Source organism: Cellulomonas dongxiuzhuiae (assembly GCF_018623035.1).
In the GTDB taxonomy this organism is placed as follows: domain Bacteria; phylum Actinomycetota; class Actinomycetes; order Actinomycetales; family Cellulomonadaceae; genus Cellulomonas; species Cellulomonas dongxiuzhuiae.
In genome coordinates this window covers 3,776,898-3,800,168 of sequence record NZ_CP076023.1, presented here as the reverse complement: position 1 = coordinate 3,800,168, position 23,271 = coordinate 3,776,898, and the positions used below count along the sequence as shown (strand labels likewise).

Annotated in this window: 24 protein-coding genes and 1 riboswitch; of the genes, 14 read left to right on the top strand and 10 right to left on the bottom strand. The window is 75.4% G+C overall.

Annotation, left to right across the window (positions count from 1 at the left end):
- Nucleotides 1-11: 11 nt before the first annotated feature.
- Entirely contained in the window at nucleotides 12-725 is a 714-nt protein-coding gene (locus KKR89_RS17170; RefSeq protein WP_208196528.1) for a PadR family transcriptional regulator, read from the top strand.
- Nucleotides 726-743: 18 nt separating this feature from the next.
- Here KKR89_RS17170 and aroD read toward each other — a convergent pair whose 3' ends face one another.
- A complete protein-coding gene (gene aroD, locus KKR89_RS17165; RefSeq protein ID WP_208196527.1) occupies nucleotides 744-1,544 on the bottom strand; it encodes a type I 3-dehydroquinate dehydratase in 801 nt (266 codons plus the stop codon).
- A gap of 59 nt (nucleotides 1,545-1,603) precedes the next feature.
- Entirely contained in the window at nucleotides 1,604-2,161 is a 558-nt protein-coding gene (locus KKR89_RS17160) for an ATP-binding protein (protein WP_208196526.1), read from the bottom strand.
- A gap of 297 nt (nucleotides 2,162-2,458) precedes the next feature.
- Between KKR89_RS17160 and KKR89_RS17155 the strand changes: the two genes are divergently transcribed.
- A complete protein-coding gene (locus KKR89_RS17155) occupies nucleotides 2,459-3,304 on the top strand; it encodes an LLM class flavin-dependent oxidoreductase (RefSeq protein ID WP_208196525.1) in 846 nt (281 codons plus the stop codon).
- 35 nt (nucleotides 3,305-3,339) lie between these two features.
- On the opposite strand, the gene KKR89_RS17150 is transcribed toward KKR89_RS17155, so the two are convergent.
- Nucleotides 3,340-4,002 carry a GNAT family N-acetyltransferase gene (locus tag KKR89_RS17150; RefSeq protein WP_208196524.1) on the bottom strand — a complete coding sequence of 221 codons (663 nt, stop codon included), beginning with the start codon at nucleotides 4,000-4,002 and terminating at the stop codon, nucleotides 3,340-3,342.
- Nucleotides 4,003-4,259: 257 nt separating this feature from the next.
- Here KKR89_RS17150 and KKR89_RS17145 point away from each other — a divergent pair, with 257 nt between their 5' ends.
- From KKR89_RS17145 to KKR89_RS17120, 6 genes are all read left to right on the top strand, one after another.
- The gene (locus KKR89_RS17145; protein ID WP_251140937.1) at nucleotides 4,260-6,248 is read left to right on the top strand and encodes a penicillin-binding transpeptidase domain-containing protein; all 1,989 of its coding nucleotides are present in this window, start codon (nucleotides 4,260-4,262) and stop codon (nucleotides 6,246-6,248) included.
- 43 nt (nucleotides 6,249-6,291) lie between these two features.
- The gene (locus KKR89_RS17140) at nucleotides 6,292-7,269 is read left to right on the top strand and encodes an aldo/keto reductase (RefSeq protein WP_208196522.1); all 978 of its coding nucleotides are present in this window, start codon (nucleotides 6,292-6,294) and stop codon (nucleotides 7,267-7,269) included.
- Between the two features lie 103 nt (nucleotides 7,270-7,372).
- Nucleotides 7,373-9,694 carry a SpoIIE family protein phosphatase gene (locus KKR89_RS17135; protein ID WP_208196521.1) on the top strand — a complete coding sequence of 774 codons (2,322 nt, stop codon included), beginning with the start codon at nucleotides 7,373-7,375 and terminating at the stop codon, nucleotides 9,692-9,694.
- A complete protein-coding gene (locus tag KKR89_RS17130) occupies nucleotides 9,691-10,290 on the top strand; it encodes a 1-acyl-sn-glycerol-3-phosphate acyltransferase (RefSeq protein WP_208196520.1) in 600 nt (199 codons plus the stop codon). The genes KKR89_RS17135 and KKR89_RS17130 overlap by 4 nt, the downstream gene beginning before the upstream one ends.
- Nucleotides 10,291-10,322: 32 nt before the next feature.
- Nucleotides 10,323-10,493 (top strand): CsbD family protein, encoded by a 171-nt coding sequence (locus KKR89_RS17125; RefSeq protein WP_208196519.1) that lies wholly within the window; start codon nucleotides 10,323-10,325, stop codon nucleotides 10,491-10,493.
- A gap of 253 nt (nucleotides 10,494-10,746) precedes the next feature.
- Nucleotides 10,747-10,821, top strand: a riboswitch (cyclic di-GMP riboswitch).
- 14 nt (nucleotides 10,822-10,835) lie between these two features.
- Nucleotides 10,836-10,973 (top strand): hypothetical protein, encoded by a 138-nt coding sequence (locus KKR89_RS17120; protein ID WP_191781529.1) that lies wholly within the window; start codon nucleotides 10,836-10,838, stop codon nucleotides 10,971-10,973.
- Nucleotides 10,974-11,117: 144 nt separating this feature from the next.
- Here KKR89_RS17120 and KKR89_RS17115 read toward each other — a convergent pair whose 3' ends face one another.
- Nucleotides 11,118-13,694: a lysylphosphatidylglycerol synthase domain-containing protein gene (locus KKR89_RS17115; RefSeq protein WP_208196518.1), complete on the bottom strand. Its 2,577-nt coding sequence runs from the start codon at nucleotides 13,692-13,694 to the stop codon at nucleotides 11,118-11,120.
- Nucleotides 13,695-13,848: 154 nt separating this feature from the next.
- Between KKR89_RS17115 and KKR89_RS17110 the strand changes: the two genes are divergently transcribed.
- Together KKR89_RS17110 and KKR89_RS17105 are read left to right on the top strand one after the other, a co-directional pair.
- Nucleotides 13,849-14,082, top strand: a complete 234-nt coding sequence (locus KKR89_RS17110; protein ID WP_243882962.1) for a hypothetical protein — start codon at nucleotides 13,849-13,851, stop codon at nucleotides 14,080-14,082.
- 174 nt (nucleotides 14,083-14,256) lie between these two features.
- Nucleotides 14,257-14,841: an HdeD family acid-resistance protein gene (locus KKR89_RS17105; RefSeq protein ID WP_243882961.1), complete on the top strand. Its 585-nt coding sequence runs from the start codon at nucleotides 14,257-14,259 to the stop codon at nucleotides 14,839-14,841.
- Between the two features lie 6 nt (nucleotides 14,842-14,847).
- Here the strand turns inward: KKR89_RS17105 and KKR89_RS17100 are convergent, their stop codons facing one another.
- Nucleotides 14,848-15,690, bottom strand: coding sequence for a CPBP family intramembrane glutamic endopeptidase (locus tag KKR89_RS17100; RefSeq protein ID WP_208196517.1), 843 nt, complete (start codon nucleotides 15,688-15,690; stop codon nucleotides 14,848-14,850).
- Nucleotides 15,691-15,814: 124 nt separating this feature from the next.
- Between KKR89_RS17100 and KKR89_RS17095 the strand changes: the two genes are divergently transcribed.
- Genes KKR89_RS17095 through KKR89_RS17080 form a run of 4 tightly spaced genes read left to right on the top strand, consistent with a single transcriptional unit; the run spans nucleotide 15,815 to nucleotide 18,553 of the window.
- Complete coding sequence (locus KKR89_RS17095; RefSeq protein WP_208196516.1) at nucleotides 15,815-16,480, top strand: hypothetical protein; 666 nt, start codon at nucleotides 15,815-15,817, stop codon at nucleotides 16,478-16,480.
- The gene (locus KKR89_RS17090; protein ID WP_191781539.1) at nucleotides 16,477-16,782 is read left to right on the top strand and encodes a transcriptional regulator; all 306 of its coding nucleotides are present in this window, start codon (nucleotides 16,477-16,479) and stop codon (nucleotides 16,780-16,782) included. The genes KKR89_RS17095 and KKR89_RS17090 overlap by 4 nt, the downstream gene beginning before the upstream one ends.
- A complete protein-coding gene (locus KKR89_RS17085) occupies nucleotides 16,779-17,759 on the top strand; it encodes an ABC transporter ATP-binding protein (RefSeq protein WP_208196515.1) in 981 nt (326 codons plus the stop codon). Before KKR89_RS17090 ends, KKR89_RS17085 begins: the two co-directional genes overlap by 4 nt.
- The gene (locus tag KKR89_RS17080) at nucleotides 17,756-18,553 is read left to right on the top strand and encodes an ABC transporter permease (RefSeq protein WP_208196514.1); all 798 of its coding nucleotides are present in this window, start codon (nucleotides 17,756-17,758) and stop codon (nucleotides 18,551-18,553) included. The genes KKR89_RS17085 and KKR89_RS17080 overlap by 4 nt, the downstream gene beginning before the upstream one ends.
- An 85-nt stretch (nucleotides 18,554-18,638) precedes the next feature.
- On the opposite strand, the gene KKR89_RS17075 is transcribed toward KKR89_RS17080, so the two are convergent.
- The 5 genes from KKR89_RS17075 to KKR89_RS17055 all read right to left on the bottom strand — a co-directional run bounded on the left by KKR89_RS17075 (nucleotide 18,639) and on the right by KKR89_RS17055 (nucleotide 23,192).
- Complete coding sequence (locus tag KKR89_RS17075; RefSeq protein WP_243883225.1) at nucleotides 18,639-18,896, bottom strand: hypothetical protein; 258 nt, start codon at nucleotides 18,894-18,896, stop codon at nucleotides 18,639-18,641.
- Nucleotides 18,893-19,852, bottom strand: a complete 960-nt coding sequence (locus tag KKR89_RS17070; RefSeq protein WP_208196513.1) for an SPFH domain-containing protein — start codon at nucleotides 19,850-19,852, stop codon at nucleotides 18,893-18,895. Before KKR89_RS17070 ends, KKR89_RS17075 begins: the two co-directional genes overlap by 4 nt.
- A gap of 83 nt (nucleotides 19,853-19,935) precedes the next feature.
- On the bottom strand, nucleotides 19,936-22,482 hold the full coding sequence (locus KKR89_RS17065) for a heavy metal translocating P-type ATPase (protein ID WP_256443221.1): 2,547 nt from the start codon (nucleotides 22,480-22,482) through the stop codon (nucleotides 19,936-19,938).
- Nucleotides 22,479-22,709, bottom strand: coding sequence for a heavy-metal-associated domain-containing protein (locus KKR89_RS17060; RefSeq protein WP_208196512.1), 231 nt, complete (start codon nucleotides 22,707-22,709; stop codon nucleotides 22,479-22,481). The genes KKR89_RS17065 and KKR89_RS17060 overlap by 4 nt, the downstream gene beginning before the upstream one ends.
- A 123-nt stretch (nucleotides 22,710-22,832) precedes the next feature.
- Entirely contained in the window at nucleotides 22,833-23,192 is a 360-nt protein-coding gene (locus KKR89_RS17055; protein WP_372438577.1) for a metal-sensitive transcriptional regulator, read from the bottom strand.
- Between the last annotated feature and the right edge of the window lie 79 nt (nucleotides 23,193-23,271).

The window sequence follows — 23,271 nt, the reverse complement described above, 5'->3', positions numbered from 1 at the left end:
TGGAGGAACGCATGCGCAGCTTCGACCCCATCTCACGACCCGACCGCGAGTGGCGCCGCCCCCGCCCCGGCGCCCGGCCCGGTGACGACGCCACCGAGGGCCGCGACCCCCGCGGTGGACCGTGGCACGACGAGCCCGGCGGCCACGGCCGAGGACGACGCGGACCCGGCCGCGGCTTCGGCGGCCCGGGCAGCCCCTTCGGCCCGGGAGGCCCCTTCGGCGGCCCTGGCGGCTCCGGTCCCGGTGGCCCGTTCGGCGGCCCCTTCGGCGCCCGCGCCCGCGGTCGTGCCCGCCGGGGCGACGTCCGCGCCGCGATCCTGCAGCTCCTGGCCGAGGCGCCGTCCAACGGCTACGGGCTCATCAAGGCCATCGGCGAGAAGACCGGCGGCCTGTGGCGCCCCAGCCCGGGCTCGGTGTACCCGACGCTCCAGCAGCTCACGGACGAGGGCCTCGTCGTCCCCACCGACGCGGGCAGCGCCCGCACCGAGTACACGCTCACCGACGAGGGACGCGCGTACGTCGAGAGCCACCCGGACGAGCTGTCCGCCGCGTGGGGGCCCGCCGCCCAGCGCTGGGAGGAGCACGGCGACCTCATCGGGTCCGCCGGCAAGCTCTTCGGCGTGCTGCGGCAGGTCGGTGCCGAGGGCACGCCCGCGCAGCGCGAGCGGACCGTCGAGAAGCTCGACGAGCTGCGCCGCGAGCTCTACCGCATGCTCGGCGAGTGAGCCGACCCGCCCGGCCGGTCAGGGGGCGTCGTGCGGCAGGGGGGCGTCGTGCAGCAGCGCGAGCACCTCGCGCAGGCGCACGGCGTCCACCTGGCCGGGCGCGCTCGCGGCCCCGACGCTCCCGAACGTCATCGCGGAGCCGAACACCCCGCCCGCGAGGCGCGTGACCACCCCGAGCGCACCCATCGCGACGGTGACGACGGGCCGGTCCGCGTCCCGCGTGAACGCGCGCGTCGCGGTCAGCAGGGCGAGGACGTCGTCGGGGTCCCGCGGCATGACCGCGACCTTGCAGACGTCGGCCCCGACGTCACGCTGACGGCGCAGGAGCGCGACGATCGCGTCCGCCGACGGCGTGGCCGCGAAGTCGTGGTGGGACACCACGACGGCGAGCCCCGCGGACTGCGCGCGCGCCACGAGGCCCGCCACGCCCGGCATCGCGAGCTCGACGTCGACGGCGTCGGCGCCGTCCGGGCCCGCGGCCCCGGCCGTCACCGCGTCGACGACCGCGCCGTACGCGGCGTCGTCGGCGGGCTGCGCACCCCCTTCGCGGGCGGAGCGGAACGTGGCGAGCAGCGGGACGTCCGTGGGCAGCGCGGCGCGGACGGCCGCGACCGCGGCACGCACCAGCGCCGGGTCGCGGGCCGAGCCCGTCAGGTGGTCCAGGCGCAGCTCGACGACGTCCGCGGCGCCGGCCGCCAGGGCGCGCGCGGCGTCGGCCGCGGCCTGGGGGGTCGGCGCCAGGACCGGGACGCACACCTGCGGCAGCCCCGCCCCCAGGGTCGTCCCGCGCAGCCGCAGCACGCCGTCGCTCGTCGTCATCCGCCGATTGTCGCCGCATCGCGTCGTGCGCGCGCCGTGCGTCCGGGTAGCGCCGTCGCTCAGGTGGCCGGCTGGGCGGCGAACGTCGCCCACACGTGCTTGCCGGAGGCGTCCGCCCACCAGCCCACGTCGGACGACAGGCGGCGCGCGATCTGCAGGCCGAACCCGCCCTCGCCCGGCTCGCGGTCCGCCGCGAGGGACGGTGCGTGCGTCGCGTCGCCGTCCGACACCACGACGAGCACGTCCTGCCCGTCGAGGAGCAGCTGGACCTGGGCCGGTGCGCGGCCGTGCGCCAGGGCGTTGGTCGCCAGCTCCGAGGTGACGAGCACGACGTCGTCCCGCGAGCTCTCGCCGCCGGAGGACGGTACGACCGAGGCGGCCAGCTGCTCGCGCAGGTCGCTGCGCAGCCCGCGCAGCTGGTGGGCCTCCTCGAGCACCCAGCGGCGCACCGGGACGTACGCGGCCGAGGGTCGGGTCGCGGGCAGCGCCCGGTCGGTCGTCGCGTGCGTGAGCGCGTCGTCAGGGGGGAGCGTCGCGGGCGACAGCGGTGCGTGCCCGCCCGGGGAGCTGCCCCGGTCGTGGCTGCCGGGAGCCGTGAACTCGTGCTCGTCTGTCATGTCCCGGCCCCCTCTCCACCCTCTGCGCCGACGCTCACCACGTTCGCGGCGTGCGTCCAGTTCCCGGCATCCCCGCCACGGTAGGCGTCCGTGGGCGATCCCACCACCGAGGGCGCGCCCCCACGGCGGACCACACGGACGGACGTCCAGCGGCGTCGGGGGGCACGACGCACGACGCGCGGCTGCTCCGCGGGCCGTCAGACCGGCCAGAGGGTACCCGTTGTCGGTGGTCGTCGGTAGCGTCCGACCGACGCACCGGTGCGGTCCCGGGTCGCGTTCGCGCGAGGGGAGACGGCGATGAGGCTCGGGTTCGTCGGCAGCTTCGGCACGGTGCGCGAGGTGGTCGACCTGGCGGTCGACGCCGAGCAGCACGGCTGGGACGGGTTCTTCACGTGGGACGGCGTGGACCTCGAGGGCATGGACGCGTGGGACCCGTGGGCGGTGCTCGCCGCCGCGGCCGTGCGCACCGAGCGCGTCACGCTGGGCGCGCTGGTGTTCGCGCTGCCGCGCAGGCGCCCGTGGGTGTTCGCCAAGCAGGCGGTGACGGTGGACCACCTCTCCGGGGGTCGGCTCGTGCTGCCCGTGGGCCTCGGCGTCCCCATGGACCGTGCGGTCGCGGGCGTCAGCGGCGAGGCGGCCACGCTCCGGGAGCGGGCCGAGCGGCTCGACGACGCGCTGGCGGTCCTCGACCGCTCCTTCAGCGGCGAGCGGTTCGACGTCGAGGGCACCCACCTGCGCGTCGACGGCCTCCAGCTGCGGCCGGTGCCCGTCACGCGGCCCGACGGGCGCACGCGCATCCCCCTGTGGGTCGTCGGCTCGTTTCCCTCCGAGCGCTCGATGGGTCGTGCGGTCCGCTACGACGGCGTCGTCCCGCAGCACCGGGGCGACCGCGCGGAGGACCCGTTCGACCCGGGGGACGTCGCCGCGCTCGTCGCCTGGGTGCGGGAGCACCGGCCCGCGGACGCCGGCCCCTTCGACGTCGTGCTGCACGGCGCCCTGCCCGCCGACCGCGGTGCCGCCCGCGAGCGTGTCGCCGCGCTCGCCGAGGCCGGCGCGACGTGGTTCATCGACGCGCTGTGGGACCCCGCCACCGCGACCCCCGAGGCGCTGCGCGCGCGGGTGCGGCAGGGACCCCCTGCGTGAGCCGCCGCGCGGTCGCGTCGAGCGGCCCCGCGACCTCAGCCGGCGGGGCGTGCGGGGCGGGACATCGGGTAGATGAGCGGACCCGACGGTGTCAGCGGGACCACGTCGTGAGCCTCGGTGTAGCCGCGACGCTGGTAGTAACCGACGTTGGTCTCGTTGGTCGTCTCGAGGTACGACGGCGCGCCCAGCCGGTCGAGGGGGGCGAGGAACTGGCGCAGCAGCACGCTGCCCCGCCCCGCGCGCTGCAGGTCCGGCCGGACGCCGAAGGCCTCGACGTACCAGCTGTCCGCCGGCACGCCGCGCGACGTCAGCTCTCCGAACCGGATGATGCCGCGGCTGTGCTCCCGCGTGCAGGCGGCGATGCGGGCGAGCCGCCCGGTCTGCCGCAGCCAGCGCCGCAGCGTCATGGGGTAGGTGCCCGGGGGGTACATCGCCAGGACCCCCGTGATCTCGTCGCCGAGCTTGGTGGCCAGGACCCGGCCGTGGCGCAGGCCGTCGGCGAGGGTCATCCGGTAGACCTCGCTGAGCTCGCGCTCACGGCGCGCCGCCACGGGGAAGAGATGCGCGTAGCCCGGGTCGTCCGCGAGGGCCGCGGCGAGCACCGCGGCGGCCTGCACGCGGTCGTGTGGGTCGAGCCATCCGACCGTGTCGGGCGGGTCGACGCGTGGCGTCCCCGGCGGCCGTCCCCCAGCGTCCATGGGGGCATGTTCACCCGGACGTGCGTCCAAATGCAACCGGTAGTGACGGAATCGCCCGGTCCCGGTGCGGACCACCCGCCACGGGTGAGCGTGCACGAGTGGGGAGGACGGGTGAAGATCGCGACGGAAGTCCTCCACCGGAGCCGGCCAGGATGACAGGCTCTGCTCGTCCCCACCTCGTGGCGCCACGACGTCGTGCGCGCCCGCAGCGTCCCGGTCGACGGGGACGCGGGGGGACAGGACTGGAGGACACGACGGTGGGTACGCGAACGACGGCACGGGCGGGCGCCCGACGGTGGGCGACGGCCGGTGTGCTGGCCGCGCTGGTCGCGGTGGTCCCGACCGCCTGCAGCCCCGGCACCCCCGACGCGCGCCCGGCCGCCGAGGCGCTGGGCACCGCACTCGTGACCGGCGACTTCACCGCCGTGCCGCTCGCGGCCGACGCGCCGCCCGCGCAGGAGCTGAGCGCGACCCGGGCGGACGTCGTCGACGGCCTGGGCGAGGCCACCGCGAGCGTCGAGGTCGGGGACGTGACGCTCGCCGACGACGAGCTGAGCGCGACCGCGCCCCTGACCGTGACGTGGGACGTGCCGTGGACGGACGAGGACTGGACGTACACGGCGACCGCGCAGCTGGTGCGCGACGAGGAGGACGACGAGCAGCCGTGGCGCGCGCGCTGGGCGCTGCCGCTGCTCGCACCCGACCTCACCGCGGGTGAGCACCTGACCGTCTCCCGGCGCACCGCCGAGCGCGGTGCCGTGCTCGGCCAGGGCGACGTCCCGCTCGTCGAGGAGCGCCCCGTGTCCCGCATCGGCGTCGACAAGCAGCAGGCCGCCGACGCGCAGGTCGACACCGACGCCGCGGCACGGGCCCTCGCGGGTGCCCTCGGCACGGACCCCGAGGCGTACGCGCAGAAGGTCGCGGCCGCAGGTCCCCAGGCGTTCGTCGAGGCCATCGTCGTGCGCTCGGGCGACGCCGGGTACGACGTGGCGGCGCTGGACGCCCTGCCCGGCGTCGGTGTCGTCCCGGACGAGCTGCCGCTCGCGCTGACCCGCACGTTCGCGCGCGCGATCCTCGGCACCGTCGGCGACGCGACGGCGGAGATCGTCGAGGCCTCGCAGGGCGCCGTCGCGGCGGGGGACAAGGCCGGCCTGTCGGGCCTGCAACGGCAGTACGACGCCCAGCTGCGCGGCACCCCGGGCGTCGTCGTGTCGGCCGAGGCGCAGGAGACGGGTGCCGAGCGCGTCCTGCTCGACGTCCCGCCGGTCGCGGGCGAGCCGCTGCGCACGACCCTCGACCCGACGCTGCAGCAGCGCGCCGAGCAGGTGCTCGCGGGCGTCGCGCCGGCGTCCGCGGTCGTCGCGCTGCGGCCGTCGACGGGTGAGGTGCTCGCCGCCGCGAGCGGGCCGGGCAGCGAGGGCCTGTCCACCGCGACCGTCGGGCAGTACGCCCCGGGGTCGACGTTCAAGGTGGTCAGCGCGCTCGCGTACCTGCGCGGCGGGCTGACGCCCGACGCCGCGGTGAGCTGCCTGCCGTCGATCACGGTCGACGGGCGCACGTTCCAGAACTTCCCCGGCTACCCGGCCGCGGCCCTCGGTGACGTGCCGTTCCGGACGGCGTTCGCCAACTCCTGCAACACGGCCTTCATCGGCGCCCGGGAACTCGCGGGCGACGGCGCGCTGCTCGGCGCGGCGCGCTCGCTCGGCCTCGAGCCGGCGGTCGACCTCGGGTTCCCGGCCTTCCTCGGGACCGTGCCGGACGACGCCACGTCCACGGCGCACGCGGCGTCGGTCATCGGGCAGGGCGAGGTGCTCGCCTCGCCGCTCGGCATGGCGACGGTCGCCGCGTCGGTCGGGGCCTCGCGCACGGTCGTCCCGTACCTGGTGACGCCGGCGGCCGGGGCGGGCACGGACGACGCCGCGGCGACGGACGAGGCGACGGACGAGGCGACGGACGCCGAGGACCTGCCGCCCGCGTCGCCGCTCACGGCCGAGGAGGCCGCGGCCCTGCAGGCGATGATGCGGGCCGTCGTCACGGAGGGCGGGGCCGGCTTCCTGTCCGACGTGCCGGGCGAGCCCGTGCTCGCCAAGACCGGCACCGCGCAGTTCGGCCAGGACGCGGACCTGCGCAACCACGCCTGGATGATCGCCGTGCACGGCGACCTGGCGGTGGCGCTGTTCGTCGGCGAGGGGGACTACGGTTCGACGACGGCCGGTCCGCTGCTCGAGGCGTTCCTGGTCGGTTGAGCGAGGGACCGCGACCCCAGGACGCCGACGTCAGGAGCGACGCATGACCGCACGTCACGTGCCGGGAGGGTCGGGCTGGATGCGCCCGTTGCCCGGGACGGGCCTGACCGTGAGCGCGCTCGCGCTCGGCGGCAGCCCGCTCGGCAGCATGCCGGAGAACTACGGGCACGACGTGTCGCCCGAGCGCGGCATCGACACCGTGCGGGAGGCGCTCGGCAGCGACATCCGGTTCGTCGACACGTCCAACGGCTACTCGGGCGGTGAGAGCGAGCGCCGCATCGGTGCGGCCCTCACGGCGGTGGGCGGCGTCCCGCCGGGCTACCTGATCGCCACCAAGGTCGACCCGGAGGGCTCCGACTACTCGGGCGAGCGCGTGCGTCGCTCGGTCCTCGAGTCGCGCGCCCGCCTGGGCCTCGACCACCTGCCGCTCGTGCACCTGCACGACCCGGAGTTCCACGAGTTCGACGACATCACCGGCCCCGACGGTGCGGTCGAGGCCCTGGTCGAGCTGCGCGAGTCCGGCGCGATCGGTGCCATCGGGCTCGCGGGCGGGCGCGTGCAGGAGATGGCGCGCTACCTCGCGCTCGGCGTGTTCGACGTGCTCCTCGTGCACAACCGCTGGACCCTCGTCGACCGGTCCGCCGGCGCGCTCATCACCGAGGCCCGTGCGCAGGGCATGGGCGTGCTCAACGCCGCGGTGTACGGCGGCGGGATCCTGGCGCGCGGGCCGGGCGCGCCCGCGACCTACGGGTACCGCCCGGCGCCGCCGCAGCTCCTCGAGGCGGTGGAGGCGATGCGTCGCGTCTGCGCGGCGCACGGCACGGACCTGGCGACCGCCGCACTGCAGTTCTCGCTGCGCGACGAGCAGCTGGCGTCGACGATCGTCGGGATGTCACGCCCCGAGCGCGTCAGCGAGACGCTCGCGGCGGCCGCCGCGGTCCTGCCCGACGAGCTGTTCGACGAGCTCGAGACCCTCGTGCCGCCGTCCGACACCTGGCTCGACGCGCCGTTCGACACCTGAGCGTGCGTCACGTGCACGCCACCGTGGCGGGGGCCGGCCGGGTGTCGACTACCCTCACCGACGACGTGGACGCGCGCACCGCGCGTCGGGGACGGAGCACGGCATGACCGACGGGGGCAGCGGGGCGACCGCCGGGCCGGGTCCGGCGACCCCTGCCGTCGCGCCGGTGACCGTCGACCTCGACACGTGCGCGGACGAGCCGATCCGGGTCCCCGGCTCCGTGCAGCCGCACGGGGTGCTGCTCGCGGTCTCGGAGCCGGACCTCGTGGTGCGTCAGGTGTCGGCCAACCTCGCCGACCTGACGGGTGTCGCGGTGCCGGACGCCATCGGTGCGCCCCTGGCCGACGTCGTCGGCGCCGCCGCGGCCCAGGCTCTGCGCGCGCACGTGCGCACGTTCGGCGACCTGCGCGCCCGCAACCCCGTGTCCGTCGAGCTCCCCGGGCGTGACCACCCCGTGGTCGCGGACGCGATCCTGCACCGGGTCGCCACCGGCGGGCGGCCCCTGTTGGTCGTCGAGCTCGAGGCGGCGGACGGCCCGCGCCCGTTCTCGTTCCCCAACACGTACCAGGCGGTGCGCGGCGCGCTCGAGCGGCTCAACCGCGCCGGCCCGCTCGAGCAGCTCTACGACGTCGCCGCGCAGGAGGTCCGCACCCTGACGGGCTTCGACCGCGTGATGGTCTACCGGTTCGACGCCGATCACAACGGTGAGGTCGTCGCCGAGGCCCGCCGCGCGGACCTCAACGGGTTCCTGGGGCTGCACTACCCGGCCTCGGACATCCCGGCGCAGGCGCGCGCGCTGTACGAGACCAACTGGGTGCGGCTCATCGCCGACGTCGCCTACACCCCGGCGCCCCTGGTCCCGGTGGTCGACGAGCTGTCCGGTCAGCCGCTGGACCTGACGCACGCGGTCCTGCGCAGCGTCTCGCCCGTGCACCTGGAGTACCTCGGCAACATGGGTGTGCGCGCGTCGATGTCGATCTCGCTGCTGCGCGACGGCCGGCTGTGGGGCCTCATCGCGTGCCACCACTACTCGGGTCCCCACCCGGTGCCGTACGGGGTGCGCGCGGCGGCGGAGTTCCTCGGGTCGGCGCTCTCGCTGCGGCTCGTCGCGCGGGCCCAGGACCGCGAGCTGGAGCGCGAGCTCGCCGCGCAGGCGGAGATCGCGCGCGTCCTGCCGGTCGCGCGCGATCCCGACCGCGGCCTCGCGGAGGCTCTCGCGGGGGACGACCCGAGCCTGCTGGCGGTCGTCCCGGCGCACGGCCTGGTCGTCGTGGCCGACGGCCGGACGGTGACGACGGGTGACGTGCCGGTCGACCTCGACGTCGACGCGCTGCGCGCCTGGGTGCTGGAGCAGCCCGAGCCCGTGAGCGTCCGCACGGCGCTGGGCGTGAGTGACCCGGCGCTGGCGGCCGCCCTGCCCGACGTCGCGGGTCTGCTGGCGGTCCGGCTGCCCGACGACCAGCTGGTCGTCTGGCTGCGCCACGAGCACGTGCGCGACATCTACTGGGGTGGTGACCCGCACAACAAGGCGATCGCCCGTGGGGAGGGCGACGACGTGCGGCTCAGCCCGCGCAGGTCCTTCGACCGGTGGCGTGAGGAGGTGCGCGGGCGGTGCGAGCCCTGGGCGCCCGAGCACGTGCGCGCCGTCGAGGACCTGCGCAGCCGCCTGCTCGAGGTCATCATCGTGCGCAACCGCTGGCAGATGGCCGCGGCGCACGCCGTGCAGCTCTCGCTGCTGCCGCGTGAGCTGCCGACGGTCCCGGGCTGGGCGCTGCAGGCGCGGTACGTGCCGGCGGCCGGCGGGCGGGTCGGCGGTGACTGGTACGACGCGCTCGAGCTGCCCGACGGGCGGTTCGTGGTCGCGGTCGGCGACGTCGCCGGGCACGGACTGGGTGCGGCGGCCGCCATGGGGCAGCTGCGCAACGCCCTGCGCGCGTACCTCATGCGGTGCGGGGACGTGCGTGAGGCGCTGGTGGACCTCGACGAGCTCGCGCGTCGCACGATGCCCGAGGACATGGCAACCGTGGTCGTGCTCGTCGTCGACCCCCTGACGGGCGACGCCACCGTCGGCGCGGCGGGGCACCCCCGTCCGCTGCTGCTCCGAGCCGACGGGGACGCCACGCTCCTGCCGCTGCGCGTGGACCGGCCGGTGGGCGTGGGGTCGGGCGACCCGCAGGTCGTCGACCTGCACCTGGAGCCCGGCGGTGGGATCGTGCTGTACAGCGACGGCCTGGTGGACTCGCGGACGACGGCGCTCGCGGCCGGCATCGAGCGGTTGATGCAGCACTTCGACCGCCCGGACCCGACCGTGCCGGTGGACATCGACGAGGTCGTCGCGGACTGCTCCGACCCGGACTCGAAGGACGACATGACGCTGCTGCTGCTGTGCCGGGACGTCGACCTGCCCGCGGGGGCCCGGCCGTGAGCCTGCGGCGCACCGCGGCCCGCGCGTTCTGGCGGGTCAGCAGGTGGACGCTGCGCACCGAGCGGGTGCCGCGCGACGGTACGGGCATCATCATCGGTGCCCCGCACACGTCCAACTGGGACTTCGTCCTCATGCTCGCGATCGCGTGGGAGGCGGAGCTGCCGTTCCGGTGGCTCGGCAAGCACACGCTCTTCCAGGGGCCGGCGGGGCCGCTGATGCGCGCCCTGGGCGGCATCCCGGTGGATCGCCGCGACCCGGCAGGCCTCGTCGACGACATCGTGGGGCGCATGGCCGCGGGTGAGCGCTTCTACCTCGTCGTGACCCCGGAGGGCTCGCGCTCGGGCTCGGGGTGGAAGTCGGGCTTCTACCGCATCGCGCGGGCGGCGGGCCTGACGGTGACGCTCGGCTACGTGGACCGCACGACGATGACGGCGGGTCTGGGCCCGACGCTCACGCTCACCGGCGACGTGCGCGCGGACATGGACGTGGTGCGCGCGTTCTACGCCGACAAGTCCGGCTTCGTGCCCGCGCGGCGCACCGAGCCGCGGCTGCGGGACGAGGCCGTTGCGGATGCGGACCCCGGGGACCCGGCCTAGCCTCTTCCCTGTCACCGACGAAGGGAACTCCCATGGGTCTGGACGACAAGATCAAGAACTCCGCGCAGGAGACCGGCGGCAAGGCCAAGGAAGCCCTCGGCAAGGCCACGGGCGACGAGGAGCGTGAGGCGGAGGGCAAGGCCGACCAGTCCTCCGCCAACCTCAAGCAGGCCGGCGAGAACGTCAAGGACGCCTTCCGCTGACCTGTCCTGCCGCACAGCGCAGGGGTGCCGACGGCACCTCGGGACGCCCCCGCACCGACGACGGTGCGGGGGCGTCCTGCTGCGCGGGGTGCTCACGATCACCCGAACGGGTGCGGCACAGCGCGTGGCGACGGCCGACACGCCCGCCGGGAGGGTTCTGCGTGCCCGCCGACCGGGTGAATTGGGCTCCTGTCCAGGACACGTGACCCAGATCACTTCCGTTCCAGGTGAGAGCCGTCTAATGTCTGACTTGTCAGCGAAACGGCAAACCCTCCGCAAGGGGGGGACGCAAAGCCACGGGACCCACGAGGTCAGCCGGGCTACCGAACGAAGGGGTTCGTCATGGACCAGCGCAACTCGGCGGCGGAGCCGCACGAGGTTCGTCCTCAGGTCATCCCGCTCGGCCGTTGGGCAGCGATCGCCGCCCGCCTGGAGGCCTCGGTGATGGTCCCCGCGCAGCGCGACGCGCTCGCCGCCTGAACCACCCGCTCTCCCGGCGCGTCCCCGCCGGTCCGTCGCTATGTCGCGCCGGCCGGCCGGGTGGCACCGACGCTCCGCACGGCCCCCGTCACCCCCGGTGACGGGGGCCGTGGTGCGTGCGGGCTCGCAGGTCGGGCGCTCCGCTCAGAGCTCGCCGGCCCGCGTCAGGTAGCGCATCGCGAGCCAGCCGAACGGGATCCGCAGCCAGAACGTCAGCAGGCGGAAGAGCAGCGCGACGGTGCCCGCGACACCGGGGTTGACGCCGGCGATGGTCGACAGGCCGAGCGCGAGCGCGCCCTCGACGGTCCCGATGCCGCCCGGCGTCGGGATGACGGACCCCGCCGTGTTGCCCGTGAGGAACACCAGGGCCACCTGCACGAGCGACGCCTTCTGGCCGAGCGCCGCCAGCGTCGCGTCGAACGCGAGCACGTAGCCCATCGTCATGAGCACGTTGCCGCCGAGGGCGAGCGCGAGCCGCCACGGCTGCCCGACGACCTCGATGAGCCGCGGCAGCGTCTGACGGACGGTGGGTCCGATCCTGCGCTGCGTCCACGTCCGCACGCCGGGGAAGAGCAGGGCGATGCCGACGCCCGCGGCGACCACCGCGAGGACGATCAGCGCGGCGGGCGGGACCGAGAACGACGTGGACGACTGCACGCCCGACGTCACGGTCAGCACGAGCAGCAGCAGCAGCGTCGTGACGAACTGGCTGACCTGGACCAGCGCCACGGTGGCCCCGGCGAGCGACGCGCTGACGCCGCGTCGCGTCAGCATGCGCAGGTTGAGCGCGGCCGGACCGATCCCGGCCGGTGCGGCGAGCGCCACGAACGTCGCGGCGGTCTGCACGAGCGTCGCGCGCCAGACGGGCAGCCGCACGGGGGAGAACGCGACGAAGGCCAGGGCGGCACCCAGCAGCGTGACGAGGCCCAGCACGAACGCGAGGGCCGAGTACCGCCAGTCGCTCGCCGCGAGCACCGGCCCGATCTGCGAGACGTTGACGGACGCCAGCACCGCGAAGACGGCGACGATCGTGAGCACGATGGTCAGCAGCGTGCGGGCGCCGAACCGCACGAGCTGCTCGGGCTGCACGTCGGCCTCCGGCAGGCGGGCGACGAGCGCGGAGCGCAGCTCGGCGAGGACCTCCTTGTGGGCGCGCATCTCCTCGCGCGTGCGCCGGGGGAGCGCGACGGTCTGCAGCAGCGGGCCGATCGCCTGGATGTCGGCCGCCGGCAGCATCTCGGCGGCGGACGTGACCGCGCGTGCCGCGCCCACGCGCAGGCCGAGCAGCGCGATGAGCTGCATGGTGTCCATGCGCCGCGCCAGGTCGGACGACGCGACGTCGCCCTGCTCCCACGCGGTGATCCACACGCGCGGTGCGCCGGGCCGCCGCTCGACGAGGATGACGTCCGACGTCAGGGAGCGGTGCGCGATGCCGGCCGCGTGCGCGAGGTTCAGCTGCTCCCAGATCGCGTGCAGGACGTCGTTGCCGATGTCCTGCGTGGGGACGTCGGACAGCGGCACCGCGGCGTCGGTGCTCTCCTGCAGCAGGAGCATCGAGTCCTCGGCCTCGGCGATGCTCAGCAGCCGCGGCGTGCGGACGCCGGCGGCGCGCGCGGCGTAGGACAGCAGGGCGGCGCGCTCGGTGGCCCGGCGCAGCGAGAGCGCCGAGCGGCCCTCGAGCCCGCGCAACCGCAGGCTGCGCCACAGGCGGGTGAGCATGCCGACGACCTGCCGGTCGCCGTCGAAGACGATGAGGTCGAGGTGGCGGCCGTCGTCGGTGGCGACGTCGTACACCCGGTCGCCCGACGCCTCCACGAGCGCACACTGCGCGGGCGTGGGGGCCGGCAGCATGGCGAGGGCGTCGACGGTCGCGGGCGTGCGGTCCGCCTCGATCACGGGGTCGGGCACGCGCACGACCGTCGCGGGCTCCACGCCCGCGCGCCGGATCCCGGCCAGCAGCGCGCTCCCGTACGCGCGCTCGGGGTCGACGCCTCCCAGGTACCGGACGCCGAGCCCGGCGGCCCGGCCCACGAGCAGCGCCAGGCCGAGGCCCGCCAGCGAGACGGCCGCGGTGATGACGACGACGCCCGTCGTGAGCCACAGCAGGTTCCACGACCACGCGACGCTGCGTCGCCGGCTGCGCGGCCCGGCGACCGTGAGCAGGGCCGTCAGCATGGCCGTGTACTCGGGGATCGTCAGGGTCCACTGACCGGCGAGGCGCACCGACAGCCCCTGCACGAGCTCGTCGGAGCCGAAGGTGAGGAAGACCCAGAACAGCGCGGCGACCAGCAGCATCGCGACGACAGCGGCGGCGACGGCCTGCAGGAGCTGGCGCCCGAGGCGTCGCAGCGCGAGCTCGGTGAGCACGGCGATGGGCACGACCACGGTGGTGATGCCGACCAGCACGTTGACGGGCACGAACAGGATGCGTCGCAGCAGGGTCGCGAACCCCTGCACGTCCTCGGCGACGCCCGTGGTGGTGTTCTGCGCGTACGTCGCGAGGATGACGACGAGGACCGCGAGCACCGCCGTGAGGGTCAGGCCCAGCAGGTCGCTGGGGCGGTGCACGCGTGACGGGCGGACGTCCTGCACGTCGACGCGCGAGCGCACGGCGCGGACGGTCCCGGTGACCGTCCCCGTCCCGGTCCCCGGCGCGGGTGCCGCGCCGGTCCCGGGGTCGCCACCGGCACCGTCGGGCACCGGTGGGGACAGGAAGGCCATGAGGCCGAGTCTAGGCAGCGAGGTGCGCGCGGCTCGTCCTCCTCACGGAGGGTCGTGCGCGCGCCGCCTCATCCTCGGGGGTCAACATGTGTTGACAGAACTGCACGCCGACGTCAACATAGGTTGACGTCATGCAGCACGACGAGGAGCACCGATGACCCACGAGGAGGCCGACATGACCGCACTGGTCGCCCGTGCCGAGGACGACGACCCGCTGGGTGCGCTGCTCGCGCTGCACCGGCTGCGCACCGAGGTCGACCGCCGCGAGGCCGTCGCCGTCCGTCGCGCCCGCGCCGCCGGCGTCCCGTGGGCCGCGATCGCCACCATGCTGGGCGTCAGCAAGCAGGCCGTGCACCGCAAGTACGGCGGCCGCCGCCGCGACGCCTGACCCGCCCACCCCACTCACCCCACCCCCGTCCGCGAGAGAGCGATCCGGTCACCCCGTCGGCGCGCTTGCCGCGCCGCGTGCGACCCCGCGCGCTACGTTCACCTCAGGGATGTCGGCGCGCGACCCTGCGACGCCGGCTCACCCCAGAGCCCACGGCTCGGCGAGGAGATCACGATGGCCGACGACGTCACCACCGCCATGGCACGGACGCTGAACAGGGTGTGGTGGCTGCCCGTGCTGCGCGGTCTGCTGCTGCTCGTCCTCGGGCTCCTGCTCATGGCGCAGCCGGCGGCCTCCGTGCAGGCGATCGTGTGGCTGTTCGGCATCTTCGCGGTCGTCGACGGCGTCGTGTCGGTCGCGCTCGGGCTGGTCGACCGCGGCGCCCCGGGGTGGACGTGGTGGGTCGTCGAAGGGCTGGCCGGGATCGCCGTCGGGGCCGCGGTCGTGCTGTGGCCGCAGCCGACCGTCCGGGTGCTGTTCTTCCTGCTGGCCGCGTGGCTGCTGGTCCTCGGCGTCGTGTCGATCCTCGGTGCCGTCGCGCAGTCGCGGTCGCGCAGCGCGGGGTGGCACTGGCCGCTCGCGTTCGGGCTCGTGTGCACGCTGTTCGCGCTGCTGCTGATCGCGCGCCCGCAGACGGTGCTCGCGGTGTTCGGCGTGCTGCTGGGGCTGTTCGCGTTCGTCGGCGGGGCGCTCAACGTCGTCAGCGGCTTCGCGGTGCGGCAGGTCGCGCGGGACCTGGCGAGCGACCCGCGCGCCTGATCCGCGTCACGTGACGCCGAGGCTCTCCAGCCACTCCTCGGGCAGGGCGGCGTAGCCGACGAACGCGACGACGTCGAGCACGGTGTGCGCGACGACGAGCGGCATGACGCGCCGTCGTCGGCGGTAGTACTCCGCGAACACGATGCCCATGACGACGTTGCCGACGAACGGCCCCCATCCCTGGTACAGGTGGTAGGAGCCGCGCAGCAGCGCGCTGGCCGCGATGATCGCCGGGGTGCTCCACCGCAGCTCGCGCAGCCGCTCCATGAGGTACCCGACGGCGACGACCTCCTCGAGCAGCGCGTTCTGCAGCGCCGCCAGGATCAGGACGGGCACGGTCCACCAGGCCTCGTTGAGGGCCGAGGCCTGCACCTCGACCGTGATCCCGAGCGCGCGCCCCGCCACGTACAGGCCGAGGCCGGGGATCCCGATGAGGGCGGCCAGCCCCACGCCGACACCGAGGTCGCGCCACGGCCGTGTGCGGTCCAGCCCCAGCCGCCGCACGGCGGACCGGCCGTTGCCCGACAGCAGGTACAGCGCCAGCGCGACGGGCAGCAGCGCGAACCCGATGGACAGCAGCTGGTACGTGAGGTCCAGGTAGGGGCGCGGCGACTGGCTCGCGTTGAGCGTCGTCGTCTGCTCCGCGAGCGGCGGGCCGGCCGTGAGCCTCGCGACCAGGGAGACCACCGCGTAGACGGCGGACTGCCCGAGCGACAGTCCCAGGACGATCCAGACCTCCGCGGTCAGACGCCGCGCGACCGCGCGCTCACCGGGCGCGGGCGCCGCCGACGGCCGGCCGCCGGCCGGTGGTCCTGCGTCGTCGGCGCGCTCGTCCACCGTCCGTCCCATTCCCGCAGGCTACGTCGGCGCGCCCCGACCGTGCCCGAGGGGCGGTCGGCGTGGAGCTCTTGACGGGCGGCCCGCAGCAGTGCAAAGTGGTTTGCACAGCAAAGTCCAGCACCCGGAGGACACCATGGACCGGCGCGAGCCGCACGACCCCGACGAACCGGCGTACCCCGCCGACGTCGACGACGCCCCGCCCGATCCCCTCTCCGGGCTCGCGATCGTCGCCGCCCAGCGCCGACGGGTCCGCGACTCCGACGTCGACGACCGCATCCTGTTCGGCGTGTGGGGCGTCGCCTGGCTCGTCGGGTACGCCGCGCAGTGGTGGACCGCCACCACGTCACCCACGCGGACGGCCACCGGCCAGGGCGGGCTCGTGTTCGCCGCCGTCGCGGTGATCGCGCTCGTGGTCACCCTCGTGCACGTCGGGCGCGCCACGCACGGCGTCGCCGGCACCAGCAAGCAGGTCGGCATGATGTACGGCTGGGCGTGGAGCATCGGGTTCGTCGGCCAGGGCCTGCTCGTCGCCGGGGTCGTCGACGCCGGCGCGAACCCCGAGGTCATCGCGATCGTCGCCAACGGCGCCGCCTGCCTCGTGGTCGGCCTGCTGTACATGGCCGGGGGCGCGCTCTGGCAGCAGCTGTCGCTGTACCTCATCGGCGCGTGGATGATCGCGACCGCCGCGGCCGCGAGCCTCGTCGCGATGCCCACCGGGTACCTCGTCATGTCCCTCGCGGGAGGCGGCGGCATGCTCGTCGCCGCCGTGCTCGCCGCGCTGCACCGGCGGCGCGCGTGAGCGAGGTCGACCTCGACCCGGTCATCCACTCGGCGTCCCGGCTGCGGGTCGTCGCCACCCTCGCCGCCCTCGAGCGCGGCGACCGCGTCTCCTTCCCCCGGTTGCAGAAGCTGCTCGACATGACGGCCGGCAACCTGTCCACGCACCTGCGTCGCCTCGAGGAGGCCGGGTACGTCACGCAGACCAAGACGCACGTCGGGCGCACGCCCGCGACGTACGTCGAGCTCAGCACCGCCGGGCGCCTCGCGTTCGAGCGCTACACCCACACGCTGACCCAGCTGCTCAAGGGAGCGCAGGAATGACCACCGCGACCGCACCTCCCGTGCTCGTCGAGCACGTCACGCGCCGCTTCGGCGCCGTCACGGCTCTCGACGACGTCAGCCTGCGTGTCGACGCGGGCGAGATCGTCGGCCTCCTCGGCCCCAACGGGGCCGGCAAGACGACCCTGCTGTCGCTGGTCACCGGCCTGCGCACGCCCGACGCGGGCACCGTCCGGGTCTTCGGCGGCGACCCCCGCGACCCCGCGTCGCGCACGTCGCTCGGCACGACACCGCAGGAGACCGGCCTGCCGGACACCCTCAAGGTGCGCGAGGTCGTCGACTTCGTCGCCGGGCACTACGCCGACCCCATGCCGCGGGGCGAGGTGCTCGCGCGGTTCGGCCTGACCGACATGGCCGAGCGGCAGACCGGAGCCCTGTCCGGCGGGCAGAAGCGCCGCCTCGCGGTCGCGCTGTCCCTGGTCGGGCGTCCGCGGCTCGTGCTGCTCGACGAGCCGACCACCGGCCTCGACGTCGAGGCGCGGCACGTGCTGTGGCAGGCGCTGCGCGACTACCACGCGGACGGCGCCACGGTCATCGTGACCAGCCACTACCTCGAGGAGATCGAGGCGCTCGCCGAGCGCGTCGTCGTGGTCGGCGAGGGGCGCGTCCTGGCCGACGACAGCCTCGCGCGCGTGCTCGACCTCGTCGCCGTGCGCCGCGTCTCGCTCACGCTCGCGTCCGGGGGCGGCGGCGACCTGGCGGGCCTGCCGGGGCTGCAGGACGTCACCGACGGCACCGCCGTGCCCGGCGGAACGCGGGTCACCCTGGTCGCGTCCGACGCCGACGTGCTCGTCCGCGCGCTCGTCGAGCGGTCCGTGCCGTTCGCCGACCTGGAGGTGCGCGGGGCCTCGCTCGAGGAGGCGTTCCTGTCGCTCACGTCGCACGTCGAGGACGCCGGCACCGAGCCCGCCGAGCCGTCCGCCCGCACCACCCAGCCCGCACCCGAGGTGACCCGATGACCGCCACCGCCGCCCCCCGCGCCACGCCCCGCGCGACGCTGCGTCCCTGGGCGTCGCTCGCCCGGCTGCACACGCGCTACCAGTTCCTCGAGACCGTGCGCGTCCCGATCGCCGTCATCGGCAACCTGCTGTTCCCCGGTCTCGCGCTGGTGTTCTTCGTCATCCCGCAGGACGCGATCACGTCGCACCCGCTGGCCTCGACGGCCGCGATCGCGCAGCTCGGCACGTTCGCCATCATGTCGGCGTGCCTGTTCACGCACGGTGCGGGCGTCGCCGAGGACCGTGCCCAGCCGTTCGACGCGTTCGTCCGCACGCTGCCCGCGCGGCCCGGCCCGCGGCTCGCCGGCCGCGTCCTCAATGGCCTGCTGTGGTCGTACATCGCGCTGGTCCCGCTCGTGGTCATCGGCGCCCTGCTGACCGCCGCGACGCTGTCGCCGCTGCGTGCGCTGGGCGCCGCCGCCATGGTCGTCGCGGTCGCCGTGCCGTTCACGCTGCTCGGCCTGACCATCGGCTACTCGATGTCGACCAAGGCGGCGCTCGCGGTCGTGCAGTGCGTGCTGTTCCCGCTCGCGTTCGCGGGCGGGCTGTTCATGCCCCCCGAGGTCTTCCCCGGCTGGCTCGACGCGATCTCGCAGGGCCTGCCGTCGCGGGCCGCGCGCGACCTCGTCGTCCAGGTGACGACGGGCGTCGAGGGCAGCGCGTTCGCCCTGCCGGTCCTGCTCGCGTGGACCGCCGTCCTCGCGGCACTGGCGGTCGCCGCCGTCCGCCGCGACGAGGGTCGCCGCTTCCGCTGACCCCTCGTCCCACCCCGCCACCCCGGCCTGCCACCCCCGCCCGCCGCACCGCCCCTCTCCCCGGGCGCGGCGGCGTGGGGAGGGGTCAGGGGGTGGAGCGGGGGCGGCCGCGGGGGGGTGGGGCGGCCGCCGTCGACGGCATGCGGCCCGCGTCCTTGAGCGCGCGGCGCAGCAGCAGGTCGATCTGGGCGTTGACGCTGCGCAGGTCGTCGGCCGCCCACCGGGCGAGCGCGTCGTGCACCGCGGGGTCGAGCCGCAGCAGCACCTGCCGCCGCTCGCGCCGCGCGGGTGCGGCGTCACCCGACGCCGCACCCGCACCCCCCACGGGCCCGTCCTCGTTCACGCGTACAGGCTGCCCGTGTTGATGACGGGTGTCGCGCGGGACTCCCCGCAGAGCACGACGAGCAGGTTCGACACCATCGCGGCGCGACGCTCGTCGTCCAGCGTGACGACGCCGTCGGCCTCGAGCCGGCCCAGCGCGCTCTCGACCATCGACACCGCACCTTCGACGATCAGCTCGCGGGCCGCGATGATCGCGCCCGCCTGCTGGCGCTGCAGCATCGCCTGGGCGATCTCGGGTGCGTACGCGAGGTTGGAGATGCGGGCCTCGATGACCTCGATGCCGGCGATGACGACGCGTGCGGCGACCTCGGCCGCGATCTCCCCCGACACGACGTCGGTGGCGCCGCGCAGCGAGTTCTCGCCCGCGTCGGCGTGGTCGTAGGGGTGCGACATCGCGACGTGCCGCAGCGCCGACTCGGACTGCACGCGCACGAAGTCGGCGTAGTCCTCGACCGCGAACGTGGCCATGGCGGTGTCCGCGACCTGCCACACGATGATCGACGCGATGTTGACGGGGTTGCCGTCGGCGTCGTTGACCTTGAGCTCGCTGGTCTCGAAGTTGCGCACGCGCACCGAGACGTTCTTGCGCGTGGTGAGCGGGACCGTCAGGACCAGGCCGGTGCGGCGGATGGTGCCGATGTAGCGGCCGAAGAACTGCACGACGCGCGTCTGGCCGGGGCTGATGACGGCGATCCCGGTGAACAGCACGATGCCCAGCACGATCAGGCCCACGCCGAGGACGCCCCACGCGTCGGCGCCGGTGGCGTCGGCGTGGATGAACAGCGGGATCGCACTGCCCAGCGCCCCCAGCGCGAGGAGCAGGACGACGAGGCCCGGCCCGGCGCCGACGGCCCAGGCGTCGCGCTCGGCGACGTCGACGCGCGCGCCGGCGTGCCCGACGGGACGTCCGCTCGGGTCGCCGCCGACGGACTCCTGCGGTGGGACGGTGTCGGGCATGGTGAGCCTCCGGTGGTCGAGCGCTCGCGCGCTATCAATGTGATAGCACATTACCACCGTCCCCGTCGCCGAGCGCGTGGCGGTCAGGTGAAGCGGCGCAGGCGCAGGCTGTTGGTCACCACCAGGACCGACGAGAACGCCATCGCCGCACCCGCGATCATCGGGTTCAGCAGGCCCAGGGCCGCCAGCGGGATGGCCGCGACGTTGTACGCGAACGCCCAGAACAGGTTCTGCCGGATGATCCGCAGCGTGCGTCCCGACAGCCGGATCGCCTGCGGCGCCGACGCGAGGTCGCCACGGACGAGGGTCAGGTCCGCCGCCTCGATCGCGACGTCCGTGCCCGTGCCCATCGCCAGGCCCAGGTCCGCGGTCGCGAGCGCCGCGGCGTCGTTGACGCCGTCACCGACCATCGCGACGCGCGCGCCGCCGGCCTGCAGCCGCTCGACGACCGCGACCTTCTCGTCCGGCATGACCTGCGCGACCACGTCCTCCTCCGCGATGCCCACCGTGCGGGCCGTCGCGAGCGCGGCGCCCCGGTTGTCGCCCGTGAGCAGCACCGGCCGCAGCCCGAGCGCGCGCAGCTCGGCGATCGCCCCGGTCGACGTCGGCTTCACCGGGTCCCGCAGCACGAGGACGCCGCGCGCGCGGCCGTCCCACGCGGCGACGACGGCCGTCGCACCGTCCGCCTCCGCCGCGGCGACAGCGTCGGCGACGTCGTCGGTCCGCACACCCTGCTCGTCGAGCCAGCCGAGCCGCCCGACGAGCACGCGGCGCGCGAGCGCGAGCCCGCTGTGCGCGGTGCGGACCACGCCGCTGACCCCGCGGCCGGCGTCGGCACGGAACTCCCGCACCTCGTCGGCCCCGATCGCGACGCCGTCGGCGCCGACGGCCACGTCGGACGTGACCGCAGCCTCCCCAGCGCGCGAACTGGATTGCGCTCTCGCGGACGTCGGGGGGGTGGGGGTGGCCGCGATGGCGCGGGCGACCGGGTGCTCCGAGAGCTGCTCGACGGCCGCGGCGAGGCGGTGCACCTCGTGCGCGTCCTCACCGGCGGCGGGGACGACGTCGACGAGCGCCATGCGCCCGGCCGTGACCGTCCCGGTCTTGTCGAGCACGACGGTGTCGACGCGCCGCGTCTGCTCCAGGATCTCGGGACCCTTGATGAGGATGCCGAGCTGGGCGCCGCGTCCCGTGCCGACGAGCAGCGCGGTCGGCGTGGCCAGGCCCAGCGCGCAGGGGCACGCGATGATCAGCACCGCGACGGCCGCCGTGAACGCCGCCTGCACGCCGCCGCCCGTGGCGAGCCACACGACGAGCGTGCCGAGCGCGATCACCAGCACGACGGGCACGAAGACCGCGGAGATCCGGTCGGCGAGCCGCTGCACGGGCGCCTTGCCGGTCTGCGCGCGGGCGACGAGCCGGCCGATCTGCGCCAGGCGCGTCTCCTCGCCGACGCGCGACGCGCGCACGACGAGATGGCCGCCCGTGTTGAGCGTCGCTCCCGTGACCTCGTCCCCGGGCCCGACGTCCACGGGGACCGGCTCACCGGTCAGCAGCGAGGTGTCGACGGCGCTCGTGCCGGACACCACGACCCCGTCGGTGGCGATCTTCTCGCCCGGCCGCACGGCGAACTCGTCGCCCACCGCGAGCCGGCCCACCGGCACGCGCCGCTCGACGCGGCGCCCGTCGGGGCCGGTCACGAGCAGCGCGACGTCCTTGGCGCCCAGGTCGAGCAGCGCGCGCAGGGCGTCACCGGCGCGGCGGCGCGAGCGGTGCTCGGCGTACCGGCCGGCCAGCAGGAACGTCGTCACGACGGCCGCGACCTCGAAGTACAGCTCCGGCATGGCCGTGCCGTGGCCGGCGCCCGCGGCGGGGAAGAGCGTCGGCGTCATGCGCATGCCGAGCTCGCCCGCACCGCCCAGCAGCAGCGCCCACAGCGACCAGGCGGTCGCCGCGACGACGCCGATCGAGACGAGCGTGTCCATGGTCGACGCGCCGTGCCGTGCCGCGCGGTAGGCGGCACGGTGGAAGGGCCACGCGGCCCACGTCGCGACGGGCAGGGCGAGAGCCGCGACCAGCCACTGCCAGCCGCGGAACTGCGTCGCCGGGACCATGCTGAGCACGAGCACCGGCACGGTCAGCACGGCGGCGACGCGCAGGCGCCGACGCAGGTCGGTGCCGCGCGTGTCGTCGGGTGCCGACGTGTCGTCCTCGGGGTCGTGCTCCATGCCGGCGTGCTGCATGCCGGACAGCGCGTGCGCGAGGTCGTCGTGCCCGCCGTGGTCCGCACCGTGCTCGCCGGCGTGGCCGTCCGTGCCCGGGTGCGCGTGGGGGTCGTGCGCCGCCGGCGCGTGGGCACCGGGACGCGTGAGCGGGTGGGCGTCGTACCCCGCGGCCTGCACGGCGGCGACCAGCGCCTCGGCGGTGGGCGCGGGCGCGTCGTCCGTCGCGGTGACGTCGACGTGCGCGGTCTCGAGCGCGAGGTTCACGGTCGCCCGGGCGCCCGGGACGCGGTTGAGCCGCTTCTCGACGCGCGCGACGCACGACGCGCAGGTCATGCCCTCGATGGCCAGGTCGATGCCCGCGGCGGTCACGCCGTCGGGGGCTCGACGGGCGGCGTCGGCGCTCACAGGAGCGACCTTCCCGGGGTCACCGCGTACCCCGCCTCGGTGACGGCTGCACCGACGGCGGCCGCGTCGAGCGGGGCGTCGGAGGTCACGGTCACGGGTGACGACCCACCGGCGACGAGCTCGACGGCGACGTGGGACACGCCGGGCAGCGCGGACAGCTCCTCGGTGACCGCCTGGACGCAGTGGCCGCAGGTCATGCCGTCGACACGGAAGGTGGTGGTGCTCATGGGGTGCTCCTCGGGTTCTCGGTGGTCCGGTGCGGCGGGGGCCCCCGCGGTGCGCGGCGGGCGGCCGGTGCGGCCGGGAGGGGTGGGGGCGGCTCTCCTCGTGGGGGTGGGAGCCGCCCGGGGTCAGCTCCGGACGAGTCGCGCGATCGCGGCGGACGCCTCGCGGACCTTCTCGGCGCCGGCCTCGGGGGACTGCCGGGCCGCGTCGACGACGCAGTGCCCGAGGTGCTCCTCCACGAGGCCGATGCCGACGGCCTGCAGGGCCTTGGTCACGGCCGCGATCTGGGTGAGGACGTCGATGCAGTAGACGTCCTCGTCGACCATGCGGGCGATGCCGCGGACCTGGCCCTCGACGCGACGCAGCCGGCGCAGGTACTCGTCCTTGGCGGTGGAGTAGCCGGGCGCGGCGGCGTCGGGTGCCGCGCCCGTCGCGTGCGCGTGGACGTCGGTGGCGGGCTGCGGGGCTGCAGGCATCACGCTCATGTGAACAGGGTACCCCCCCGGGGTATTCCGACCTCACCCGTCCGGCGTCCCCCGCCTGCACGTGGCAGCACGCGGCGCA

Bases quoted from the DNA above. Each gene is read 5' to 3' on its own strand.
- KKR89_RS17170 (WP_208196528.1), top strand. From the start codon at position 12: ATGCGCAGCTTCGACCCCATCTCACGACCCGACCGCGAGTGGCGCCGC.
- KKR89_RS17160 (WP_208196526.1), bottom strand. From the start codon at position 2,161: ATGACAGACGAGCACGAGTTCACGGCTCCCGGCAGCCACGACCGGGGC.
- KKR89_RS17120 (WP_191781529.1), top strand. From the start codon at position 10,836: ATGGACCAGCGCAACTCGGCGGCGGAGCCGCACGAGGTTCGTCCTCAG.
- KKR89_RS17150 (WP_208196524.1), bottom strand. From the start codon at position 4,002: ATGGACGCTGGGGGACGGCCGCCGGGGACGCCACGCGTCGACCCGCCC.
- KKR89_RS17155 (WP_208196525.1), top strand. From the start codon at position 2,459: ATGAGGCTCGGGTTCGTCGGCAGCTTCGGCACGGTGCGCGAGGTGGTC.
- KKR89_RS17125 (WP_208196519.1), top strand. From the start codon at position 10,323: ATGGGTCTGGACGACAAGATCAAGAACTCCGCGCAGGAGACCGGCGGC.
- KKR89_RS17135 (WP_208196521.1), top strand. From the start codon at position 7,373: ATGACCGACGGGGGCAGCGGGGCGACCGCCGGGCCGGGTCCGGCGACC.
- KKR89_RS17060 (WP_208196512.1), bottom strand. From the start codon at position 22,709: ATGAGCACCACCACCTTCCGTGTCGACGGCATGACCTGCGGCCACTGC.
- KKR89_RS17100 (WP_208196517.1), bottom strand. From the start codon at position 15,690: ATGGGACGGACGGTGGACGAGCGCGCCGACGACGCAGGACCACCGGCC.
- KKR89_RS17095 (WP_208196516.1), top strand. From the start codon at position 15,815: ATGGACCGGCGCGAGCCGCACGACCCCGACGAACCGGCGTACCCCGCC.
- aroD (WP_208196527.1), bottom strand. From the start codon at position 1,544: ATGACGACGAGCGACGGCGTGCTGCGGCTGCGCGGGACGACCCTGGGG.
- KKR89_RS17055 (WP_372438577.1), bottom strand. From the start codon at position 23,192: ATGAGCGTGATGCCTGCAGCCCCGCAGCCCGCCACCGACGTCCACGCG.
- KKR89_RS17110 (WP_243882962.1), top strand. From the start codon at position 13,849: ATGACCCACGAGGAGGCCGACATGACCGCACTGGTCGCCCGTGCCGAG.
- KKR89_RS17115 (WP_208196518.1), bottom strand. From the start codon at position 13,694: ATGGCCTTCCTGTCCCCACCGGTGCCCGACGGTGCCGGTGGCGACCCC.
- KKR89_RS17080 (WP_208196514.1), top strand. From the start codon at position 17,756: ATGACCGCCACCGCCGCCCCCCGCGCCACGCCCCGCGCGACGCTGCGT.
- KKR89_RS17085 (WP_208196515.1), top strand. From the start codon at position 16,779: ATGACCACCGCGACCGCACCTCCCGTGCTCGTCGAGCACGTCACGCGC.
- KKR89_RS17105 (WP_243882961.1), top strand. From the start codon at position 14,257: ATGGCCGACGACGTCACCACCGCCATGGCACGGACGCTGAACAGGGTG.
- KKR89_RS17070 (WP_208196513.1), bottom strand. From the start codon at position 19,852: ATGCCCGACACCGTCCCACCGCAGGAGTCCGTCGGCGGCGACCCGAGC.
- KKR89_RS17140 (WP_208196522.1), top strand. From the start codon at position 6,292: ATGACCGCACGTCACGTGCCGGGAGGGTCGGGCTGGATGCGCCCGTTG.